Source organism: Microbacterium sp. 22303 (genome assembly GCF_052045265.1).
Lineage (GTDB): Bacteria > Actinomycetota > Actinomycetes > Actinomycetales > Microbacteriaceae > Microbacterium.
This window is the reverse complement of the sequence record NZ_JBQEOQ010000003.1, coordinates 415,522-434,618: the sequence shown is the minus strand read 5'-3', so window position 1 is coordinate 434,618 and position 19,097 is coordinate 415,522. Positions and strand designations below refer to the sequence as shown.

The 19,097-nt window shown below is 70.9% G+C and carries 19 protein-coding genes; 10 read left to right on the top strand and 9 right to left on the bottom strand.

Translation table 11 applies throughout. The features are described from left to right. The first annotated feature begins 69 nt into the window (after nt 1-69). From ACTJI8_RS11500 to ACTJI8_RS11460, 9 genes are read left to right on the top strand one after another with little or no spacing between them, the layout of a single operon-like run. Nucleotides 70-387 carry a hypothetical protein gene (locus tag ACTJI8_RS11500; protein ID WP_440733573.1) on the top strand — a complete coding sequence of 106 codons (318 nt, stop codon included), beginning with the start codon at nt 70-72 and terminating at the stop codon, nt 385-387. Further along, nucleotides 384-1,829: a sodium:solute symporter family protein gene (locus ACTJI8_RS11495; RefSeq protein WP_440733572.1), complete on the top strand. Its 1,446-nt coding sequence runs from the start codon at nt 384-386 to the stop codon at nt 1,827-1,829. Before ACTJI8_RS11500 ends, ACTJI8_RS11495 begins: the two co-directional genes overlap by 4 nt. 17 nt (nt 1,830-1,846) lie before the next feature. Then, on the top strand, nt 1,847-2,992 hold the full coding sequence (locus tag ACTJI8_RS11490; RefSeq protein ID WP_440733649.1) for a CaiB/BaiF CoA transferase family protein: 1,146 nt from the start codon (nt 1,847-1,849) through the stop codon (nt 2,990-2,992). After that, complete coding sequence (locus ACTJI8_RS11485; RefSeq protein ID WP_440733571.1) at nt 2,989-4,503, top strand: carboxyl transferase domain-containing protein; 1,515 nt, start codon at nt 2,989-2,991, stop codon at nt 4,501-4,503. Before ACTJI8_RS11490 ends, ACTJI8_RS11485 begins: the two co-directional genes overlap by 4 nt. A gap of 48 nt (nt 4,504-4,551) precedes the next feature. Further along, a complete protein-coding gene (locus tag ACTJI8_RS11480; protein WP_440733570.1) occupies nt 4,552-5,022 on the top strand; it encodes an FAS1-like dehydratase domain-containing protein in 471 nt (156 codons plus the stop codon). Then, nucleotides 5,019-5,420, top strand: coding sequence for a MaoC/PaaZ C-terminal domain-containing protein (locus tag ACTJI8_RS11475; RefSeq protein ID WP_440733569.1), 402 nt, complete (start codon nt 5,019-5,021; stop codon nt 5,418-5,420). Before ACTJI8_RS11480 ends, ACTJI8_RS11475 begins: the two co-directional genes overlap by 4 nt. A gap of 1 nt (nt 5,421) precedes the next feature. Next, nucleotides 5,422-6,558, top strand: coding sequence for a UDP-N-acetylmuramate dehydrogenase (locus ACTJI8_RS11470; RefSeq protein WP_440733568.1), 1,137 nt, complete (start codon nt 5,422-5,424; stop codon nt 6,556-6,558). An 8-nt stretch (nt 6,559-6,566) separates the two neighbouring features. Continuing rightward, nucleotides 6,567-7,487 carry an AEC family transporter gene (locus ACTJI8_RS11465; RefSeq protein ID WP_440733567.1) on the top strand — a complete coding sequence of 307 codons (921 nt, stop codon included), beginning with the start codon at nt 6,567-6,569 and terminating at the stop codon, nt 7,485-7,487. A gap of 28 nt (nt 7,488-7,515) precedes the next feature. Then, the gene (locus tag ACTJI8_RS11460; protein WP_440733566.1) at nt 7,516-7,914 is read left to right on the top strand and encodes a VOC family protein; all 399 of its coding nucleotides are present in this window, start codon (nt 7,516-7,518) and stop codon (nt 7,912-7,914) included. Nucleotides 7,915-8,044: 130 nt separating this feature from the next. On the opposite strand, the gene ACTJI8_RS11455 is transcribed toward ACTJI8_RS11460, so the two are convergent. From ACTJI8_RS11455 to kynU, 3 genes are all read right to left on the bottom strand, one after another. Beyond that, nucleotides 8,045-9,247 (bottom strand): pyridoxal phosphate-dependent aminotransferase, encoded by a 1,203-nt coding sequence (locus tag ACTJI8_RS11455; protein WP_440733565.1) that lies wholly within the window; start codon nt 9,245-9,247, stop codon nt 8,045-8,047. A gap of 164 nt (nt 9,248-9,411) precedes the next feature. Beyond that, a complete protein-coding gene (locus ACTJI8_RS11450) occupies nt 9,412-9,861 on the bottom strand; it encodes a hypothetical protein (RefSeq protein ID WP_440733564.1) in 450 nt (149 codons plus the stop codon). Between the two features lie 111 nt (nt 9,862-9,972). Beyond that, entirely contained in the window at nt 9,973-11,241 is a 1,269-nt protein-coding gene (kynU, locus tag ACTJI8_RS11445) for a kynureninase (RefSeq protein WP_440733563.1), read from the bottom strand. 162 nt (nt 11,242-11,403) lie between these two features. Here kynU and ACTJI8_RS11440 point away from each other — a divergent pair, with 162 nt between their 5' ends. Next, nucleotides 11,404-11,874 carry an Lrp/AsnC family transcriptional regulator gene (locus ACTJI8_RS11440; protein ID WP_440733562.1) on the top strand — a complete coding sequence of 157 codons (471 nt, stop codon included), beginning with the start codon at nt 11,404-11,406 and terminating at the stop codon, nt 11,872-11,874. Here the strand turns inward: ACTJI8_RS11440 and ACTJI8_RS11435 are convergent. The 6 genes from ACTJI8_RS11435 to aceB form a co-directional block, all read right to left on the bottom strand. Beyond that, nucleotides 11,831-12,616 carry a methyltransferase family protein gene (locus tag ACTJI8_RS11435; protein ID WP_440733561.1) on the bottom strand — a complete coding sequence of 262 codons (786 nt, stop codon included), beginning with the start codon at nt 12,614-12,616 and terminating at the stop codon, nt 11,831-11,833. The two genes, ACTJI8_RS11440 and ACTJI8_RS11435, sit on opposite strands and share 44 nt — an antisense overlap. A gap of 22 nt (nt 12,617-12,638) precedes the next feature. Beyond that, on the bottom strand, nt 12,639-14,246 hold the full coding sequence (locus ACTJI8_RS11430) for an HD domain-containing phosphohydrolase (protein WP_440733560.1): 1,608 nt from the start codon (nt 14,244-14,246) through the stop codon (nt 12,639-12,641). Beyond that, entirely contained in the window at nt 14,246-15,010 is a 765-nt protein-coding gene (locus ACTJI8_RS11425; protein ID WP_440733559.1) for a hypothetical protein, read from the bottom strand. The genes ACTJI8_RS11430 and ACTJI8_RS11425 overlap by 1 nt, the downstream gene beginning before the upstream one ends. 86 nt (nt 15,011-15,096) lie before the next feature. Continuing rightward, the gene (rraA, locus tag ACTJI8_RS11420) at nt 15,097-15,561 is read right to left on the bottom strand and encodes a ribonuclease E activity regulator RraA (protein WP_440733558.1); all 465 of its coding nucleotides are present in this window, start codon (nt 15,559-15,561) and stop codon (nt 15,097-15,099) included. Nucleotides 15,562-15,713: 152 nt separating this feature from the next. Continuing rightward, nucleotides 15,714-17,309: an isocitrate lyase gene (locus ACTJI8_RS11415; RefSeq protein WP_440733557.1), complete on the bottom strand. Its 1,596-nt coding sequence runs from the start codon at nt 17,307-17,309 to the stop codon at nt 15,714-15,716. Between the two features lie 44 nt (nt 17,310-17,353). Continuing rightward, the gene (gene aceB / locus ACTJI8_RS11410; protein WP_440733556.1) at nt 17,354-19,039 is read right to left on the bottom strand and encodes a malate synthase A; all 1,686 of its coding nucleotides are present in this window, start codon (nt 19,037-19,039) and stop codon (nt 17,354-17,356) included. Between the last annotated feature and the right edge of the window lie 58 nt (nt 19,040-19,097).

Genomic DNA, 19,097 nt, shown 5'->3' with positions numbered 1-19,097 from the left:
GACTCATCCCGATCCCTCAGATCCTCAACCCCACCCGACCGTTCCACCGTTGTTCGAAGGAGAACACCCATGACCTCGTCCATCTCCGGTGCTGAGACGCCGGATACGCCCACCGGCGCGATCCGCGTCACCGGGCGCATCGCGACCCCCGCCCGCGTGGCGGTCGCCGGCATTCCGGTCCTGCTGATCCTGATCACGCCGTTCCTGCCGTTCGCCGCGACGCCCACGCTGTGGTGGGGTGTGCCCGCCGTACTGGTGTGGATGGCCTTCAACGTCGTGCTCACCGTCGCCCTGCTGAACGTGGTCGACGCCGGCATCCGGCGTCAGGTGCGCGAGCACGGCGAGTCGACGCCCGCCGAGTCCGCGATCGGTGGTGAGCACGCATGATGACCGTCATCATCGTCGTCGGCATCGTCTTGATCGGTCTCATCGGCGTCGCCGGGCGCCGCCGGGAGAAGAGCATGTCCGGGTGGCTGGTCGCCGGGCGCAAGCTGCCGGTGTGGACCTCGTGGTTCCTGCAGGCGGGAGAGTCGCTGACGACGTTCAGCTTCCTGGGCCTGGCCGGGCTCGCGTTCGTCGGCGGCGTGAGCGCGACCTACGCGATCGGCTACCTCACCGCGTGCCTGTCGATCCAGTACTTCGTCTCCCCGCGGATCCGCAACATCGCCGCGTCGCGCGGCTATCTCACGATGGCCGACTTCTTCCGCGACCGTTTCCGCTCGCGGACGCTGAGCGTGATCGTCGCCGTCGTCGGTGCGCTGTTCCTGATCCCGTACCTGGAGCTGCAGCTCACGGGTCTCGGACTGATCGTCCAGCTCGCGACCGGCTCCGCCTCGGCCCGTGGGCTCAGCATGGTGCTCGCCAGTGCCCTGGTGATCGTGTTCGTGCTGTGGGGCGGCATCCGCGGCATCGCCCGTGTCTCGATCTTCAAGGACTTCGGGATGCTGATCGCGCTGGTCGTGGTCACGGTCGGCGTGGTCGCGGCAGCCGGCAGCTTCCCCGAGGTGTTCGCGCAGGTCGCGAAGGCGAACGACACCCTGCTCACCACGCACGCGCCCGGCTTCGACGCGATCTGGTGGGTCACCTCGGTCGCGATCACGGTGATCGGTGCCGGCTTCCAGACCTTCCCGCACCTGTGGCCGCCGATGCTCGCGGCGAAGAGCGGCAACGTCGTGCGCAGCAACGCCAAGTGGCTCGCCGTGTACCAGCTGCTGCTGTTCCTGCCGGTCACCGTCGGCATGGTCGCAGTGCTGAAGATCCCGGCCACCACGATCCCGAACCAGGTGCTGTTCACCGCCGCGCAGCAGGCGCTGCCCGAGTGGCTCGTGGCAGTGGTCGCCGTGTTCGGCGCCGCTGCCGCCATGGTGCCCGCCGCCGCGATCTCGATGGGCATCGGCTCCCTCGTCGCCAACAACGTGACCTACCGCCTCTCCGAGCGCGGCCGGTTCATCACCACCCGGGTCGTGATCGTCGCGGCGATGGGGCTCGCCCTCGCCTTCGGCTTGATCAAGAGCGACATCGGCGCACTGCTGCTGCTCACGTACGGAGGGCTCGCGCAGATGGCTCCGGCGGTGGCCGCCGGTCTCGGCCGACGGGTGCGCGTGAGCACCGTCGCGGTCTCGTCCGGTCTCGTCGCCGGCACCCTGTTCGTCGCCGTCACCACGTTCGCGAACATCCCGCTGGGCTCCTGGGACAACGGCTTCCTGGGCCTCGTACTCAACGTCGTCGTGTTCGGCGTCGTCGAGGCGATCGTACGGATCACTCGTGGGCCGCGTGCGGGCATCGCGACCGACGAGATCCCGGCGGAGGAAGTCGAGGTCGGTTCGTGAGCGGTCCCCTGGACGGGATGCTGGTCGTGGATCTGTCCCGTGCGCTCGCCGGACCGCACGCGGGCATGATGCTCGGCGACCTGGGCGCTCGGGTGATCAAGGTGGAGCGGCCGGACGGCGGCGACGACTCCCGGGCCTGGGGTCCGCCGTTCGTCACGGCGGGGGAGGAGCAGGTGTCCACCTACTTCCTCTCCTGCAACCGGAACAAGGAGTCGGTGGCCCTCGATCTCAAGGACGACGCCGATCGGGCGATGCTCACCGAGCTGGTCCGACGCGCCGATGTCCTGATCGAGAACTTCCGGCCCGGAACGCTGGACCGGCTCGGCTTCGATCCGGCCCGGCTGGAAGAACTGAACCCGCGGCTCGTGCTGCTCTCGATCAGCGGATTCGGCCACGACGGCCCCGAGGCGCGTCGTGCCGGGTACGACCAGATCCTGCAGGGGGAGGCGGGGCTGATGTCGCTGACCGGTGCAGACGCCGCGACTCCGCAGAAGGTGGGTGTACCCATCGGGGATCTCCTCGGCGGGATCCACGGCGTGGTCGGCGTGCTCGCCGGCCTCGTCGAGCGCGAGCGCACCGGCCGGGGGAGTGTCGTGCGCACCTCGTTGCTGTCGTCGATCGTCGGAGTCCTGGCGTTCCAGGCGACCCGATGGACCGTGGGCGGGGAGTCTCCCCGAGCGATCGGCAACCAGCATCCGTCGATCGCGCCGTACGGCGCCTTCCGCTGCAACGACGGCGTCGTGCAGATCTCGGTCGGATCGGACGCGCTGTGGCGGGCGTTCGCACCGATCGTCGGCGTGGATCCCGAAGAGGAGCGCTGGGGGACGAACGGCCGGCGGGTGGCCGACCGGGACGCCCTGATCGCCCACATCGAGGCCGCGTTCTCGAGGAGCTCGCGTGATGAGCTGCTCGAGACGCTCGGCGCCGCGGGCGTGCCCGCGGGCAAGGTGCGCACGGTCGACGAGGTGTTCGCCTGGGATCAGGCGCTCAGTCAGGGCCTCGCCCTGGGCGTGCACCACGACGTCCTGGGGGACCTCACCCTGCAGGGCGGGCCGTTGCGGATGTTCGACTTCGACGGCACCGAGACCGGGCGCGTTCAGCACGATGCGCCGCCGCTGCTCGGCGAGCACACCCAGTCGATCAGGGAATGGCTCGCGTCGTGAGCACGGCGGACGGCTGGCTCGACGACGTCCTCGACCCCGGGTCGTTCCGCTCCTGGGATGGCGCGATCGGCGTGCCGGCGGACGCGGATTACCGCGACGTGCTCGCGCGGGCGGCCGCGCGGACCGGCGCGGACGAGGCGGTGCGCACCGGCAGCGGATCTGTCCGGGGCCGCACGGTCGCGGTGATCGTGAGCGAGTTCGGGTTCCTCGGCGGCTCGATCGGCGTCGCGACGGCCGAGCGCGTCGTCGCGCTGTTCGACCGCGCGCGCCGGGAGCGGATCCCGGTGCTCGCCGGGCTCGCGTCGGGTGGCACCCGCATGCAGGAAGGCGCCGCTGCCTTCCTGACCATGCGCACGATCACCACCGCGGTCGGGGCCTACCGCGCCGAAGGCCTGCCCTACCTCGCTCATCTGCGGCACCCCACGACGGGCGGCGTGTACGCATCCTGGGCGTCGCTCGCGCACGACGTGAGCGCGGAGCCCGGCGCGCTGGTCGGGCTGCTCGGCCCCAGGGTCGTCGCGGCGCTCGCCGAACACGGCGGTGCGCCATCGATCTCCGAGGGCGTGCAGACCGCGGAGAACCTCCGGGCGCACGAGCGCCTCGACGCGGTGGTGGACGCCGCCGGGTTCCGCGACCGCGCCGCGCGCCTGCTCGCGGTCTTCGCGACCGCGGACGGTGCGGTCGCAGCAGACCCTGTCGGCGACGCCGTCTCGCCGGCCGCAGCCACGAGGACAGGGGTCCCGTCCGGCGCGGATTGGGCGGCGGTGCAGAACGCGGCGCGTCCCGGCCGGCCCGCGCTGGGGGAGTTCATCGCGGCCTGCGACGAATTCGTCGGCCGCCGCGGCGGACCGGGTGAACTCATCACCGGGTGGGCGCGATCGGGGACGGCGGCCTTTCTCCTCATCGGGCAGGATCGCACTCGCCGCACGGCGACCACGGTCGCGGACATCGTCGCCGCACGCCGGGCCATGGCGCTCGCCGCCGCCCTGGGCGTCCCGGTGGTCGCCGTCGCCGACACATCCGGTGCCGAAGTCTCCTCCTCGGCAGAGGAGGAAGGGATCGCCCAGGAGGTCGCGCTGACCCTCGCCGCATCCGCATCGCTGCCGGTGCCCTCGGTCACGCTTCTGCTCGGCGAAGGCACAGGGGCGGCCGCCATCGCGCTCTGCGGAACGGATGCGCTGGTGGCCGTCGAGGACTCCTGGCTCGCCCCGCTCCCGCTCACAGGGGCTGCGGCCCTCCTCGCCGGGGACCGGGCAGGCGGTGAGCAGGCCGTGCGTGCGCAGGTCGCCGGGCAGCAGCGGATCGGCGCGGCGTCGCTGTTCGCAGACGGCCTGATCCAGGGGATCGCCGGTCGTGACGGCGTCACGATGTCGGCGCTGCTGGACGGGTGCAGGGCGCGTCCGCTGGCTGCGCGCGTGCTGGCGATCGCGGCCGGTCTCGTCTCGTCCGAGCCTCAGGCCACGCCGCATGGTGCTCCGATCTCGCCCGCGCTCATCAGCGGCCGCGGCTGAGGCGCCCCTGCTCGGCGAGGGATCAGCCCCGCTCGGTAGGATCGAGGGGTGCCCGTGAATCCTGAACTGGTCGGCCGGGAGTTCCCGCCGACGGCCCCGTACCTCGTCGGTCGTGAGAAGGTGCGCGAGTTCGCGCGCGCCGTCCTCGCCGATGCTCCGCAGCACACCGACGTCGAGGCAGCTCGGGTGCTCGGGTTCGCCGACGTCGTCGCTCCGCCCACCTTCGCGATGGTCATCCAGGACCTCACGCTGCAGCAGCTGCTCGGTCTGGAGGACTCCGGGATCGTGCTGTCGCGCACGATCCACGCCGAGCAGCGCTTCTCCTACACGCGTCCGATCGTCGCCGGGGACGAGCTCACCGCGCAGCTGACCGTCACCGGGATCCGTGCGATGGGCCCTGCGGCGATGATCACCAGCGACGCCGAGATCCGCGACGCCGCGGGCGAGCATGTCGTCACCGCCACGTCGGTGCTGCTCGTGAGCGATGCGCCCGCCGAGGAAGAGGAGGCCGCCGCGTGAACGTCGGAGACATCATCGCGGAGCGCACCGTGCACCTCACGCGCGAGTCGCTGGTGCGCTACGCCGGCGCATCCGGCGACTTCAACCCGATCCACTACCGTGACGACGTCGCCGCCGAGGTCGGTCTGCCGGGCGTGCTCGCACACGGCATGCTCACCATGGGCGTCGCCTCGTCCGTCGCGATCGCCGCGCTTCCCGGCACGGCGCGGGTCCTGGACTACGGCGTGCGCTTCGCCCGCCCGGTCGTGGTCGACCCGCAGCACGGCGCCGACGTCGCGATCACGGCCAAGGTCGGTGCGCTCGACGAGACCGCAGTGCGGATCGACCTCGTCGTCAAGCACGCCGACACCACGGTGCTCGTCAAGGCGCAGCTGCGCGTCGCGGCGGACTCGCTCTGACATGGCGGAGATCTTGTCCGTGCGTCTTGCCGAGCTGACCACGCTGCAGACCGGTGCGGCGCCGGCGCGGATGATCGATGCCGCCACCGAGGACGAACTGGTCGCCGTGCTCCGCGACGTGTGGGCGACCGGTGACGCATGGTTCGTGCTGGGCGGCGGATCGAACCTCTTCGCGGGGGACGCGCCCTTCGACGGCACCGTGATCCGCATCCGCACGAGCGGCATCGAGGAGTTCCCGTCTCCGCATCCCGGTCGGATCCGGCTGCGCGCGCAGGCCGGGCACGACTGGGACGCGCTTGTCGCCTATGCGGTCGAGCACGGCTACGCGGGCGTCGAGGCGATGTCCGGGATTCCCGGCACCGTCGGCGCAGCCCCCGTGCAGAACATCGGCGCGTACGGCCAGGAGATCCAGGAGACCCTCGTCGAGGTCGAGCTGCTCGACGAGCACTCGGGCGAGGTCGTCGTGACTCCGGCCTCCGAGCTCGGTCTCGGCTTCCGCACCTCGGTGCTCAAGCACCACTACGGATCCGTCGCCGAACGCCGCGCCGTGATCCTCTCCGTCACGCTCGATCTCGCGGTCACGGGGGATGCCGGGCGCGTGGTGCGCGGCGAGCAGCTGCGCCGTGCGCTGCAGCTCACGAGCGACGAGCCGGTACCGCTCGCCTGGGTACGGCAGCGGATCCTCTCCACTCGTGCGGCCAAGGGAATGCTCTTCGACCCCGCGGATCCGGATACCCACGGCGCCGGATCCTTCTTCCAGAACGCGATCGTCTCCGAGGCGACGGCACGCACGCTTCCGCCCGAGTGCCCGCGCTGGCCGGTGACACCCGACCTCGACACGGTCACGGTGATCCCCCTGGACTCGTACTACGGCCTCGCCCCCGAGCCCGAGGCGCCGCCGAGCGACGTGAAGGTGAGCGCGGCCTGGCTCATCGAGCACGCCGGCATCCGCAAGGGATTCAAGCTGCCGCGTTCGCGCGCCGGGGTCTCCACGAAGCACGCGCTCGCGCTCACGAACCGCGGCGGGGCGACGGCGGGGGAGATCGCCGAGCTCGCCCGGTTCATCCAGAACCGGGTGCATTCCGAGTTCGGCCTGCTGCTGCAGCCCGAGCCGGTGCTCGTCGACGTCGAGCTCTAGGGCGACGGGTGCTCGCGACCCTCACCGGCTTCGCCGTCGTCGGCCTCGCGATCCTCGTCGGGTACGTGATCGGTCGCATCGACCTGCTGGGCCCGCATGCTCGCGAGGTCCTGAGCCGGCTGACGTTCTTCGTGCTGTCGCCGTTCCTGCTGTTCTCGGTGCTGGCCCGGGCCGACGCGCACGTGCTGTTCTCCGCCCTGCTGCCGGTGTCCGCGATCGCCGCAGCGGTCGTGATCGCGGTGTACGCGCTGGTGGCGAGGGTCGTCTGGAAGCGCAGCGTCGGCGAGACCGTGATCGGAGCGCTCTCGGCGGGGCAGGTGAATTCGAACAACATCGGCATCCCGCTGTCCCTCTACCTGCTCGGCAGCGCCGCCTATCCGGCGCCGGTGATCCTCATGCAGCTCCTGGTGTTCACGCCGATCTCGCTGACCATCCTCGACACCGTCACCGCCGGCCGCACGTCGGTGTGGCGCACGGTGGTGCGCACGGCGACCAACCCGATCATCCTGGGTTCCGCGCTCGGCACGTTGGTCTCGGTGCTGGACATCGAGCTGCCCCCGATCGTCATCGAACCGATCACCCTGCTCGCGAACGCCTGCGTGCCGGTGCTGCTGATCAGCTACGGCATCTCGCTGCACGGCCAGAGGGTGCTCGGTGCGGCCGGACATCGCCGGGATGTGCTGCTGGCGAGCGCGCTGAAGCTGCTTGCCATGCCCGTGCTCGCCTGGCTGCTGGCGCAGTTCGTGTTCGGCCTGTCTGCGCACGCGGTGCTGATCGTGGTCGTACTGGCGGCGCTGCCGACCGCGCAGAACGTGTTCAACTACTCCCAGCGCTACGGCGTCGGCGAGGCGACGTCCCGTGACACGGTGTTCCTCACGACGATCGGATGCGTCCCTGTGCTCCTCGGCGCCGTCCTGCTCCTCGGCTGAGGTCGACGCCGGGGCGTACGCTCGCAGGATGACCGGACTCGTGCCCTACATCCTGTTCCCCGGCACCGCCGTCGACGCGCTGCCCTTCTACCAGGCGATCTTCGGCGGCGAAGCGGTGATGCACACCTACGCCGAATTCGGGCGTGCGGACGGCCCGGGGGATGCCATCGCCCACGGCATGCTGGTCCGTGGCCCGGTCGAGCTCGCCGGCGCCGATGCCGCGCCGGACGAGGACGCGGTGCACATGAACGGGATGTACTTCTCCCTGCTCGGCACGGCGGATCCGGAGACCCTCACCCGCTGGTTCGCGCAGCTCGGCGACGGCGGTCGAGTGATCGATCCGCTGCAGGAGCGGCCATGGGGTGCGCACGACGGCACGCTCGTGGATCGCTTCGGCGTGCGCTGGCTCATCGGCTACGAGGACTGAGCGCCCCGCGTGCGTCTTCGCCCCCTTTGAAGGTCTTCGCCCCCTCTGAGACGCGCTGCTCAGAGGGGGCGAAGACGGTGCGAGGGGGTGAATCGGGCTGACCGCAGACGCCGCGGACGCCCACCGAGGCTCAGGACGCGAACAGGCGCTGCAGGCGCTGCACGCCCTCGAGGAGCTGATCGTCGCCGAGCGCGTACGACATGCGGATGTAGCCGGACGGGCCGAACGCCTCGCCGGGCACCACGGCCACCTCGGCCTGGTCGAGGATGAGATCGGCGAGCTCGAGCGAGGTCGTCGGAGTCACCCCGCCCCAGGTGCGCCCGAGCAGGCCCTGCACATCGGGGTATACGTAGAACGCGCCGGTCGGGTTCGGCACCACGAGGCCGTCGATCTTGGACAGCTCGGACACGATGAGCTTGCGGCGGCGGTCGAACGCCTCGCGGAACTGCTCGGCCTCGGTCTGCGGGCCGTTGAGGGCGGCGATCGCGGCGCGCTGGGCGACGTTGTTCACGTTGCTCGTCAGGTGCGACTGCAGGTTGCCGGCGATCTTGATGGCGTCGGCGGGCCCGACCATCCAGCCCACGCGCCAGCCGGTCATGGCGTACGTCTTCGCGACGCCGTTGACGAGGATGGTCTGACCGGCGACCTCGGGCAGCGCCTCGACCACCGAGGTCGCCTTGACGCCCTCGTAGGTGAGGTTCTGGTAGATCTCGTCCGAGATGATCCAGACCCCGTGCTCGAGTGCCCATGCGGCGATCGCGGCGGTCTCCTCGGGCGAGTAGACGGATCCGGTCGGGTTGGACGGCGACACGAACACCAGCACGGTCGTTCGGTCGGTGCGCGCGGCCTCGAGCTGGTCGACGGTGACCTTGTACTCCTGGTCCGCGCCGGCGAAGACCTCGACCGGCACGCCGTCGGCGAGGCGGATCGCCTCGGGGTAGGTCGTCCAGTACGGCGCCGGCAGCAGCACCTCATCGCCGGGGTTCACGACGGCCTGGAACGCCTGGTAGACGGACTGCTTGCCGCCGTTCGTGACGATGACCTGGCTCGGCGAGACTTCGAGGCCCGAGTCGCGCAGCGTCTTCGCGGCGATCGCCTCGCGCAGCTCGGGCAGGCCGGCGGCAGGGGTGTAGCGGTAGTTCGCGGGGTTCGCGAGGGCCTCCGCCGCCGCGTCCACGATGAACTGCGGGGTGGCGAAGTCGGGCTCACCCGCGGCGTACGAGACGACGGGCTTGCCCTCGGCCTTGAGGGCCTTGGCCTTGGCGTCCACCTTCAGCGTGGCGGACTCGGCGATGGCGGAGAGTTTGCGGGAGAGAGGTGCGCGTTCGGTCACGCCACCAGCGTACTCGCGCGCCTGTCGTGAGAAATGGCCATGACGTACAAAGCACAGGCGTCGTTCTCCGTCGTGGCGAACAGGTGCGTATGTCGGATCGGGCATACGACGGCGACCGCCGGATCCGGCATTCGTCAGCGTCCGCGGGGGCTATCCGGTCGCCGTCACGTCAGGAACGACGGCGGGACGGCGCAGTAGTCGGCCAGGCGCCGCGTGGGCACCTCCGGATCCGTCACGTCGACCAGCGCGGTCGCCGCCGTGTGCGGCACCTCATCGCCGTCGATGAGCCAGACCGAGAAGTGCCACAGCCCGCGGGTGCGCTCGGCGAGCAGGCTGGTCGTGCCCGAGACGATCTGGACGGCGTCCGCCTGCGCGTCACGGAACGGCATCACGATGTCCGACCGCAGGCCGGCCTCATCGCGGTCCTCCTGCGCGACGACGGCCACCTCGATGCCCCGGGCTCGCAGCACGTCGCCGAGTTCTTCCGCGACGGCGGCCGAGCGCTCCGCCGACGGGCTGCCCACGGCGAGCAGCCGCGCTCCGCGGGGATAGTCGCGCAGGAACTCGTCGGCGAGGTCGTCGAAGACGGGGCGCGTGGCGGGCCGGGCGGTCATGCCCCCAGCGTAGGCGCGGTCACCGGCCGTGCGGCGCGATCCGGGCGATCCCGGTCCCGCCGGATCCCGGCGCGCGAATAGGGGCCCGCGCGGAGGATCCGGCCGGGCCGATCAGGTGACGGCGTCGCGCTCCTGGAACTCGGCCGCGCGCCACAGCTCTTCGTCGAGCACCCGTCGCAGGATCTCCACGGCGTCCCACACGTCGGCGTGCCCCAGATACATCGGGGTGATCCCGAATCGCAGCACCTCCGGTTCGCGGTAGTCGCCGATCACGCCATTCGCGATGAGCGCCTTCATCACCGCGTAGCCCTCGGGGTGGCGGAAGGACACGTGGCTGCCGCGCCGGGCGTCGTCACGCGGCGTGATCAGGGTGAGCGGGTGGTGCGCCAGCCGGGTCTCCACCAGCTGGATGAAGAGCGTCGTCAGCGCGAGGGACTTGCGGCGCAGTGCCTCCTGGTCGACCTCGAGGTGCATGTCGAGCCCGACCTCCATGGTGGCCATCGACAGGATCGGCTGGGTGCCCACGAGGAAGCGCCGCCCACCCTGAGCGGGGGCGTAGGAGTCGGTCATCGCGAACGGGCGGTCGTGGCCCCACCAGCCGGTGAGCGGCGTCTCGACCCGGTCGAGGTGGCGTTCGGCGACCCAGAAGAACGCGGGGGATCCAGGGCCGCCGTTGAGGTACTTGTAGGTGCAGCCGACCGCGAAGTCCGCGCCGGCATCGGCGACGGCGACGGGCACCGCGCCGACCGAGTGACAGAGGTCCCAGACGGCCAGGGCGCCCGCGTCGTGGATCCGCGCCGTTGCCCCCGCCATGTCCCACAGGTGGCCCGTGCGGTAGTTGACCTGGGTGAGCAGCGCCACGGCGACGTCCTCGTCGAGCGCCGCGTCGAGATCCTCGGGGGCGTCGATCAGCCGCAGCGAGTAGCCGCGATCGAGCAGGGCCATCAGTCCCTCGACGATGTAGAGGTCGGTGGGGAAGTTCTCCCGCTCCGACACGATGACCCGGCGCTCCGGGGCGTCATGCTGCTGCAGCCGGATCGCGGCCGAGACCGCCTTGAAGACGTTGATCGAAGTGGTGTCCGTCGCGACGCACTCACCCGCGCCGCCGCCGATGAGCCGGCCGATCTTCTCGCCGATCCGGAGGGGCAGGGCGAACCAGTGGTTCTTGTTCCAGCTGCCGATGAGGTCGGCGCCCCACTCGCGGCTGACGACGTCGGCGGCGCGTGCGACCGCGTCGCGGGGGAGCGCGCCGAGCGAATTGCCGTCGAGATAGACGATGCCCTCCGGAAGGGCGAAGCGCTCGCGGAGGGAGACGAGCGGGTCGACCCGGTCGGCTTCTTCGCAGTGCTCGCGGGTGATCGGGGCTGTGGTGTCCGTCATCGGGATCCTCCTCGGTCGTGGAACCGGCGCAGTCGGCCGGGATGCGGGGGTCGGCATCCATGATGACGAGAATCCGATGGATCGCCTAGGATTCCGTCAGATGTCCGAGATTGTTCGAGAATCACGATGAATCATCGGATCACTGTCGCGTGAGGAGAGCGTATGGCGGACGGAATCCGGCTGTCGCCGACGGACCGGCGGATCCTGGACGAGCTGACCCGAGACGGGCGGTTGTCGAACAAGGAGCTTGCCGCGCGGGTCGGCCTTCCCCGCTCGACCTGCCACGGCCGCGTGCGCGCGCTGGAGGACGCCGGCGTGATCCGCGGCTACCACGCCGAGCTCGACCCGGTCGCCGTCGGGGCGGGGGTGGAGGCGCTCATCATGGTCGCGGTCAAGGAGGATGCCCGCGACCAGGTGCCCGCCATCACGGCCCGCCTGCGCACGGTCCCGGGCGTGCAGCGGGTCTACCTGATCGGCGGCGTGCACGACCTCGTCATCCACGTCGCCTGCGAGAGCGTTCCGGGATTGCGCGACTTCCTGCGCACGCATCTCGGATCCGTGCCCGCACTCGGCCAGACCCAGACCCAGCTCATCTTCGAGCACCACCCCGGGGCCGCGCTCCTTCCGGCGTGAGGAGTGAGCCGCTGCCCCGCCATGCGGCCGGACGCAGCCCCGGCACGAGCGCGGGCGTGCGCCGGGCATAGCGCGCGTAGGGCTCGCCCAGCTCAGCACGCAGAGCGCGCTCCTCGAACCGGATCCCGATCGCGATGTAGCCGCTGAACGCCGCCGCGAACAGCGCATGTCCCCAGCTCATGATCGGCGTGACCCAGAACGCCAGGATCAGGCCGAGCATGAGGGGATGCCGCACGAGTGCGTAGAGCCCGCGGGCCTGGAAGGCGGATGCGAGCGGACGCCCGGACACGGCCTGACGGAGCCCGACGAAGCCCAGGTGGTCGATCATGAACGTGGCTCCGATCGCGATGAGCCAGCCGAGTGCGCAGACCGCCCACAGCGCCGTGCGCCAGGGCTCGGCGTCCACGCGCCAGATCGCCGCGGGGATCGGGCGCCACTGCCACAGCACGAGCGCCAGCAGCGCGCTGGCCGCGAGCACGTACGTCGCACGCTCGACCCGCACGGGGAGCGCCCGGGCGAACCGCCGTTTGGTCGACGCGCGGGCGAACACCGAGTGGTGCAGCGCGAACACGGCCACCAGCAGCAGGTCGACGGCAGCCGCGACCGGCCAGGCCGTGGCGGGCCCGCGATCGACGGTGGTGGCGGGGCCGACGTCGGCGAGGAACGCGACCGCCCAGACGATCACGACCAGGAAGGCCAGATAGGCGACGACCGCGTAGGCCGTGCTGAGCACTCGCGTCATGACATCTCCGATCCGCGATCGCTCACGCCGAGCGGCCGACGAAGCCGTGGTCGATCGCGAACAGGCTCGCCCCGACCCGGTTCGTGACGCCGATCTTCGCGTAGGTGTGCTCGACGTGGTTGCGCACCGTCTTCTCGCTGAGCGTCAGAGCCGCGGCGATCTCGCGGTTGCTCCGGCCCTGGGCGACGAGCGTGAGGATCTCGGCTTCGCGCGGGGTGAGTCCGGCGGGGAGGGCGGTGCGCGGCGTACGCGTGCGGCGGTCGCCGGTCGCCGCGGATGCGACCGCGGCGACCGCCTCCCCGTCGAGGTGCCCGGCGGCCACGCGCCGGTGCAGGCGCGCGATCGCCTCGTCCGGCTCGAGCGCGGCGCGGTACGGACGCGGCTCGGTGGCCGCCCGGAACGCGACGGCCGCAGCGAGCAGGCGGTCGGACCGGGTCAGGCTCGTGCCGGGCGCGCCGGCCGGATAGCCGCTGCCGTCCAGGTGCTCGTGGTGCGCGCGCACCAGGGCGGCCTCTGCGGTGAGGGCGGGAATACGCGCGAGCACGCGGCCGCCGAGGTAGGGATGCATGCGCACCCGTTCCCAGTCGCCGTCGTCGAGCGCATCTGGCTTGGACCAGATCAGGTTCGACACGCCCAGCCGGCCGACGTCGTGCAGATGCGCGGCGCGCCGAAGGGCGGTGACCTCGTCGACGGGCACGCCGACCTCGCGGGCCGCCGCGGCCACGATCTCGGCCACCCCGCGCGAGTGCCCCAGTAGGAACGGGCACTTCAGGTCGGCGAAGTCGCCGATCGCGGCGACGGCCGCATCGAGCTCATCGCCGAGCAGCACGTCGTCCCGATCGGGCGCACGGTCCAGGGCGGCTGCCCAGGCGCCGGATCCGTGCGGGATGTCGAGCAGCTCTGCGGCGTCGGCGACGAACGCATCGACGATCGCGGGATCGAACTGTCCGCCGCGGCGCTCGCGGGCCATGCGGACCGCCGCCTCCGCACCGCCGAGGCGGTCATGCACCTCGGCCGTGTCGGCGAGCTGGGCGATCCGCGTCGCGAGCGGGATCGTTTCCCCGGCGAGCGCACGCGGGAGTCCCCGGCCGTCGTATCGCTCGAAGGCGGCGGACACCGCGTCCTGTACCGCGCGGGGGAGTCCCAGTCGCTCGGCGAGCAGCGCGGCGGAGAGGCAGTGCGAGTGCAGCAGGGTGCCGAGGCTGCCGCGCGCGTCGATCATCAGCGCGGCGAGGGTCGCGGCACGCTGACGGAGGGGGCGCCCCTGCGCGACGTGTTCGACGAGGAAGCGCAGGAACGGCAGCCCCGACCAGTCCACGAGATAGGAGGCGCTGCGCACCTCGATGTCATCGCCGAACCAGCGCGCATACTCCTGCGAGTCGGCCGTGCAGCCGATCCACATCAGCAGCGTCGCCTGATAGGCGCTACCGCGCTGCCCATCGTCCAGGCCCAGTCGGGCGGCCAGGCGATCGGCGAGGAGCGCCGCGCGCATCATGTGCTCCGCGGGCTGGCCCAGGCCCAGGTCGATCGCGACGGAGACCGCCGCGATCATCTCGCCCCGGGTCGGAGCACCGGCTGTCGCGCCCACGGATCCATTGTCGGCGACGCGCTCCTGCAGGGCCAGAGACATCAGCGGGGCCGCGCATCCTCGGGCCGGCCGTCCGCGGGCACGACGACAGCGGCGTGCTCCGCCGGGTCGAAGGCGCTGAACCGCGCGTCCCCGATGTAGAACAGCCCGTGCTGCGGCATCCAGAAGTCGCCGAGCCTGCTCTGCCGATCCAGCGCCCCGATCGGGCCGAGATCCCGGCCGTGGATCGACGCCGTGCTCGCCGCGACCCGCCAGAGCTGCGTGGGGACGACCTGGAAGCGCTGCCGGTTGGGGGCGGCGCCGGCCATGCGCATCCGTCCGGTGCGCAGGATCGGCCGTACCATCGGCCCCATCGCGCGGAGCAGCGGATCGCTGCGGCGTGCGGCCGCAGGAAGGGAGGATCCGAGCGCCGACATCGTCCGGGTCGCCGGCGTCGCCCGCAGCCGGAGGTCCCAGTCCAGCACGCCGGGGATCCGCACGCGCAGTCGGGCAGGATCGGTCCAGCTCAGATCGATCTCCGGCACGCGCTCGAACGTCGCGGCGGTGCTGAAGTAGCGCGGGCAGCTGTGCGCCGGATCCGTGGTGACGAACATGTGCCAGGCGCCCTCCGGAGTGCGATGCCAGATCGCGCGGTAGCCAGGACCGATGCTCGTCCGGGTCATCACCCGCAGCGCGAGACAGTCGCCGTCGTGGAACGCCAGACCGAGCACGCCGAATCCCGTGAACCGCTCGTCGGCGCCCTCGGGGAGGCGAGGGTGCTCGGTCGCGTCGGCGGAGGCGGCCTGCGGTGTGCGAGTGGTGGACATGGATCCACCTTCGCGCGGCGGGGACGGCGGCGCATGAGGCATCCGCCCCGACTTCCGCGCCGTGGCGCCGACCCGCGCGGGACGGGTCAGCGCTCGACGAGCACGCCGTCCTCGTCGGCGTAGAGCCGCGCGCCGGGGCAGAACTCCACGTCGCCGAACCGCAGCATCACGTCGACCTGCCCGGTCCCTGTCTTGGCGCTCTTGCGCGGGTTCGTGCCGAGCGCCTTGACGCCCAGGGGGAGCCGGCCGATCGCCGCGCTGTCCCGGATCGCGCCGTGGACCAGCACGCCCGCCCAGCCGTTCGCGACCGCGCTCGCGGCGATCATGTCACCCATGAGCGCGGTGCCGAGGGATCCGGATCCGTCGATCACGAGCACGGCCCCGGCACCGTCGGTGGCGAGCAGGTCCTTCACGAGCTGGTTGTCCTGGAAGCAGCGCACTGTGCGGATCGGGCCTTCGAATGCCGTGCGCCCGCCGAAGTCACGCAGCTGCAGGGCGAGGGACTGGAGGGTGTCACCGTGCTCGTCGTAGAGGTCAGCGGTGGAGGTCATGCGGTGGGTCCTTTCATATTTCTCTGGGGCCGTTGAGCGACGACGCGCGGAGCGCGACGGAGACGAAACGCGGTGATCCGACGAGCATGTCAGATCACCGCGTTTCGTCTCGGTCGCCTTCGGCGTCCTCGCTCAACGACCCCTGCGGGGTGTCAGCTGAACTGGTTCATCGTGTTGTGCTGGCCGCCGGCCTTCAGAGCGGCGTCGCCGGCGAAGTACTCCTTGTGGTTGTCGCCGAGGTCGGATCCGGCCATGTTCTGGTGCTTGACCGTGGCGATGCCTCCGCGGATCTCGCGACGCTGGACGCCCCGGACGTAGGCGAGCATGCCCTCGTCGCCGAAGTAGCCCTTGGCGAGGTCATCGGTCGACAGTGCAGCCGTGTGGTAGGTCGGCAGCGTGATGAGGTGGTGGAAGATCCCGGCACGGGCGGAGCCGTCGCGCTGGAAGGTGCGGATCTTCTCATCGGCCAGCCGCGCCAGTTCGGTGTCGTCGTACTCGACGCTCATGAGGGCGTTGCGGTCGTAGGCGGAGACGTCCTGGCCCTGCTCGGCGAGGAGGTCGTACACCTGCTGACGGAAGTTCAGCGTCCAGTTGAACGACGGGCTGTTGTTGTAGACCAGCTTCGCGTTCGGGATCACCTCGCGGATGCGGTCGACCATGCCGGCGATCTGCTCGACGTGCGGCTTCTCCGTCTCGATCCACAGCAGGTCCGCGCCGTTCTGCAGCGACGTGATGCAGTCCAGCACGCAGCGGTCCTCTCCGGTGCCGGGTCGGAACTGGTACAGGTTGCTCGCCAGGCGCTTCGGGCGCAGCAGCGCGCCGTCGCGCTTGATGACCACGTCGCCGTTGCCGAGCTCGGACTCGGAGATCTCCTCGACATCGAGGAACGAGTTGTACTGGTCGCCGAGGTCGCCCGGCTCGTGCGTGACGGCGAGCTTCTGGGTGAGGCCGGCACCCAGGGAGTCGGTGCGGGCGACGATGATCCCGTTGTCGATGCCGAGCTCGAGGAACGCGTAGCGGACCGCGTTGAGCTTGGCGATGAAGTCCTCGTGCGGCACGGTGACCTTGCCGTCCTGGTGACCGCACTGCTTCTCGTCCGAGACCTGGTTCTCGATCTGGATGGCGCACGCGCCCGCCTCGATCATCTTCTTGGCGAGCAGGTACGTCGCCTCGGGGTTGCCGAAGCCGGCGTCGATGTCGGCGATGATCGGGACGACGTGGGTCTCGTAGCCGTCGATCTGGGACTGGATGAACTCGGCCGCCGTCTCGTCTTCGGCTGCGCGCGCCGCGTCGAGCTGCGTGAAGAGCAGGTCCAGCTCCCGGGCGTCGGCCTGACGGAGGAACGTGTAGAGCTCCTCGATGAGCGCGGGCACCGCGGTCTTCTCGTGCATCGACTGGTCCGGCAGGGGCCCGAACTCGGAGCGGAGCGCGGCGACCATCCAGCCGGAGAGGTAGAGGTAGCGCTTGTTCGTCGTCTTGAGGTGCTTCTTGATCGAGATCAGCTTCTGCTGCCCGATGAAGCCGTGCCAGACGCCGAGCGACTGCGTGTACAGCGACGAGTCGGCGTCGTACTCCGCCATGTCGCGGCGCATGATGTCGGCGGTGTACTGCGCGATCTCGAGGCCGGTGCGGAAGCGGTTCTGCGCCCGCATGCGGGCTGCGGACTCGGGGTCGATGGCGTTCCATCCGGATCCGGCCGCCGCCTTCAGCGCCTGGATGGCGTCGATGTCGTCCTGGTAGCGAGTCATGGTCATTCCTTCGTTTGTGGGCGATGGGTCGGGCGTCGAGGGGATCAGGCGGTCTCGACGAGGAAGCGGGAGTAAGCGGGCAGCGTCAGGAACGCCGGGAACTCGGGCTGCAGCGCCACCTCGCGGAACACCGCCGCGGCGTCCTCGAAGCGGTCGTCGGTCCCAGAGCCCGTCGAAGGGCGGGGGGTCTCGGCGAGCACCTCGGAGATCAGGCCCTCGACGTACTCGGCCGTGATGGGGGTGCCGTCCTGGGTGGACTGGCCCTGGTGGATCCACTGCCACACCTGCGAGCGGCTGATCTCGGCGGTCGCCGCGTCTTCCATGAGGTTGTCGATCGCCACGGCGCCGAGGCCCCGCAGCCATGCCTCGATGTAGCGGATCGCCACGGAGACGTTGTCGCGCACGCCCGAGGCCGTGATCGGCCGGCCGATGTGCACGTCGAGCAGCTGCTCTGCGCGGACCTGCACATCGTCGCGCTGCCGATCGAGCTGGTTGGACCGCTCGCCCAGCACCGCGTCGAACTCGGCCCGCGCCGTGGGGATCAGGTCGGGGTGCGCCACCCAGGTGCCGTCGAAGCCGTCGCCGGCCTCGCGCTTCTTGTCTGCGGCGACCTTCTCGATGGCCCGGGAGGTCACCTCGGGGTCGCGCCGGTTGGGGATGAAGGCGCTCATGCCGCCGATCGCGTAGGCGCCGCGCCTGTGGCAGGTCTGCACGAGCAGCTCGGTGTAGGCCCGCATGAACGGCACGATCATCGTGACCTCGCTGCGGTCGGGCAGCACGAACCGGGCGCCGCGACCGCGGTAGTTCTTGATGATCGAGAAGATGTAGTCCCAGCGTCCGGCGTTCAGGCCGGCGCAGTGCTCGCGCAGCTCGAACAGGATCTCCTCCATCTCGAACGCGGCCGGCAGCGTCTCGATCAGCACGGTCGCGCGGATCGTGCCGCGGGGGATCCCGAAGTACTCCTCGCTGAACGTGAACACGTCGTTCCAGAGCTTCGCCTCCTCGCTCGACTCGAGCTTGGCGATGTAGAAGTACGGCCCGCGACCGGCTTCGATCAACGCCTGCGCGTTGTGGAAGAAGTAGAGGCCGAAGTCGACCAGCGAGCCCGAGGCGTCCATGCGGCGACCGGTGCGGTCCGTGAACTCGAGGTGCTTCTCGGGCAGGTGCCAGCCGCGGGGGCGCATCACGATCGTGGGGGTCTGCTCGGCGGTGACTCGGTACTCCTTGCCGTCCTCGCTCGTGTGGGTCAGCCGGCCGCGGATCGCGTCGCGCAGCGACAGCTGCCCGCCGATCACGTTGCGCCACGTCGGGCTCGTCGCGTCCTCCTGATCGGCCAGCCACACCTTGGCGCCGGAGTTCAGCGCGTTGATGGTCATCTTCGGATCCGTCGGGCCGGTGATCTCCACGCGGCGGTCCTCGAGGCCGGGGCCGGCGCCGGCCACGCGCCAGTCGGCGTCCTCGCGGATGTGCCGGGTGTCGTCGCGGAAGCGCGGGTCGTGCCCGTTGCCGATCTCGAAGCGGCGGCGCATGCGGTCGGCGAGGCGATCGTGCCGGCGTCCGCCGAAGCGGTGGTGCAGCTCGGTGAGGAAGGCCACGGCAGCGGGGGTGAGGATCTCGCCGAAGCGCTCGTGCATGGGGCCGGTGATGCGGATCGCCGGGCCCTCGGTGCCGGAGACGGCTGCGCCGACGGTCCGGATCGGGGCGGTCGGCGACGCAGTGGGAATGGTCATGATCTGTCTCCTCCGTGAGTGGATCCGGTCCGGCTCGGTTGCTGAGCCTGTCGAAGCA

Coding starts and splice junctions, on each gene's coding strand:
- ACTJI8_RS11500 (WP_440733573.1), top strand. CDS start 70: ATGACCTCGTCCATCTCCGGTGCTGAGACGCCGGATACGCCCACCGGC.
- ACTJI8_RS11495 (WP_440733572.1), top strand. CDS start 384: ATGATGACCGTCATCATCGTCGTCGGCATCGTCTTGATCGGTCTCATC.
- ACTJI8_RS11490 (WP_440733649.1), top strand. CDS start 1,847: ATGCTGGTCGTGGATCTGTCCCGTGCGCTCGCCGGACCGCACGCGGGC.
- ACTJI8_RS11470 (WP_440733568.1), top strand. CDS start 5,422: ATGGCGGAGATCTTGTCCGTGCGTCTTGCCGAGCTGACCACGCTGCAG.
- ACTJI8_RS11460 (WP_440733566.1), top strand. CDS start 7,516: ATGACCGGACTCGTGCCCTACATCCTGTTCCCCGGCACCGCCGTCGAC.
- ACTJI8_RS11450 (WP_440733564.1), bottom strand. CDS start 9,861: ATGACCGCCCGGCCCGCCACGCGCCCCGTCTTCGACGACCTCGCCGAC.
- kynU (WP_440733563.1), bottom strand. CDS start 11,241: ATGACGGACACCACAGCCCCGATCACCCGCGAGCACTGCGAAGAAGCC.
- ACTJI8_RS11440 (WP_440733562.1), top strand. CDS start 11,404: ATGGCGGACGGAATCCGGCTGTCGCCGACGGACCGGCGGATCCTGGAC.
- ACTJI8_RS11435 (WP_440733561.1), bottom strand. CDS start 12,616: ATGACGCGAGTGCTCAGCACGGCCTACGCGGTCGTCGCCTATCTGGCC.
- ACTJI8_RS11430 (WP_440733560.1), bottom strand. CDS start 14,246: ATGTCTCTGGCCCTGCAGGAGCGCGTCGCCGACAATGGATCCGTGGGC.
- ACTJI8_RS11425 (WP_440733559.1), bottom strand. CDS start 15,010: ATGTCCACCACTCGCACACCGCAGGCCGCCTCCGCCGACGCGACCGAG.
- rraA (WP_440733558.1), bottom strand. CDS start 15,561: ATGACCTCCACCGCTGACCTCTACGACGAGCACGGTGACACCCTCCAG.
- ACTJI8_RS11415 (WP_440733557.1), bottom strand. CDS start 17,309: ATGACTCGCTACCAGGACGACATCGACGCCATCCAGGCGCTGAAGGCG.
- aceB (WP_440733556.1), bottom strand. CDS start 19,039: ATGACCATTCCCACTGCGTCGCCGACCGCCCCGATCCGGACCGTCGGC.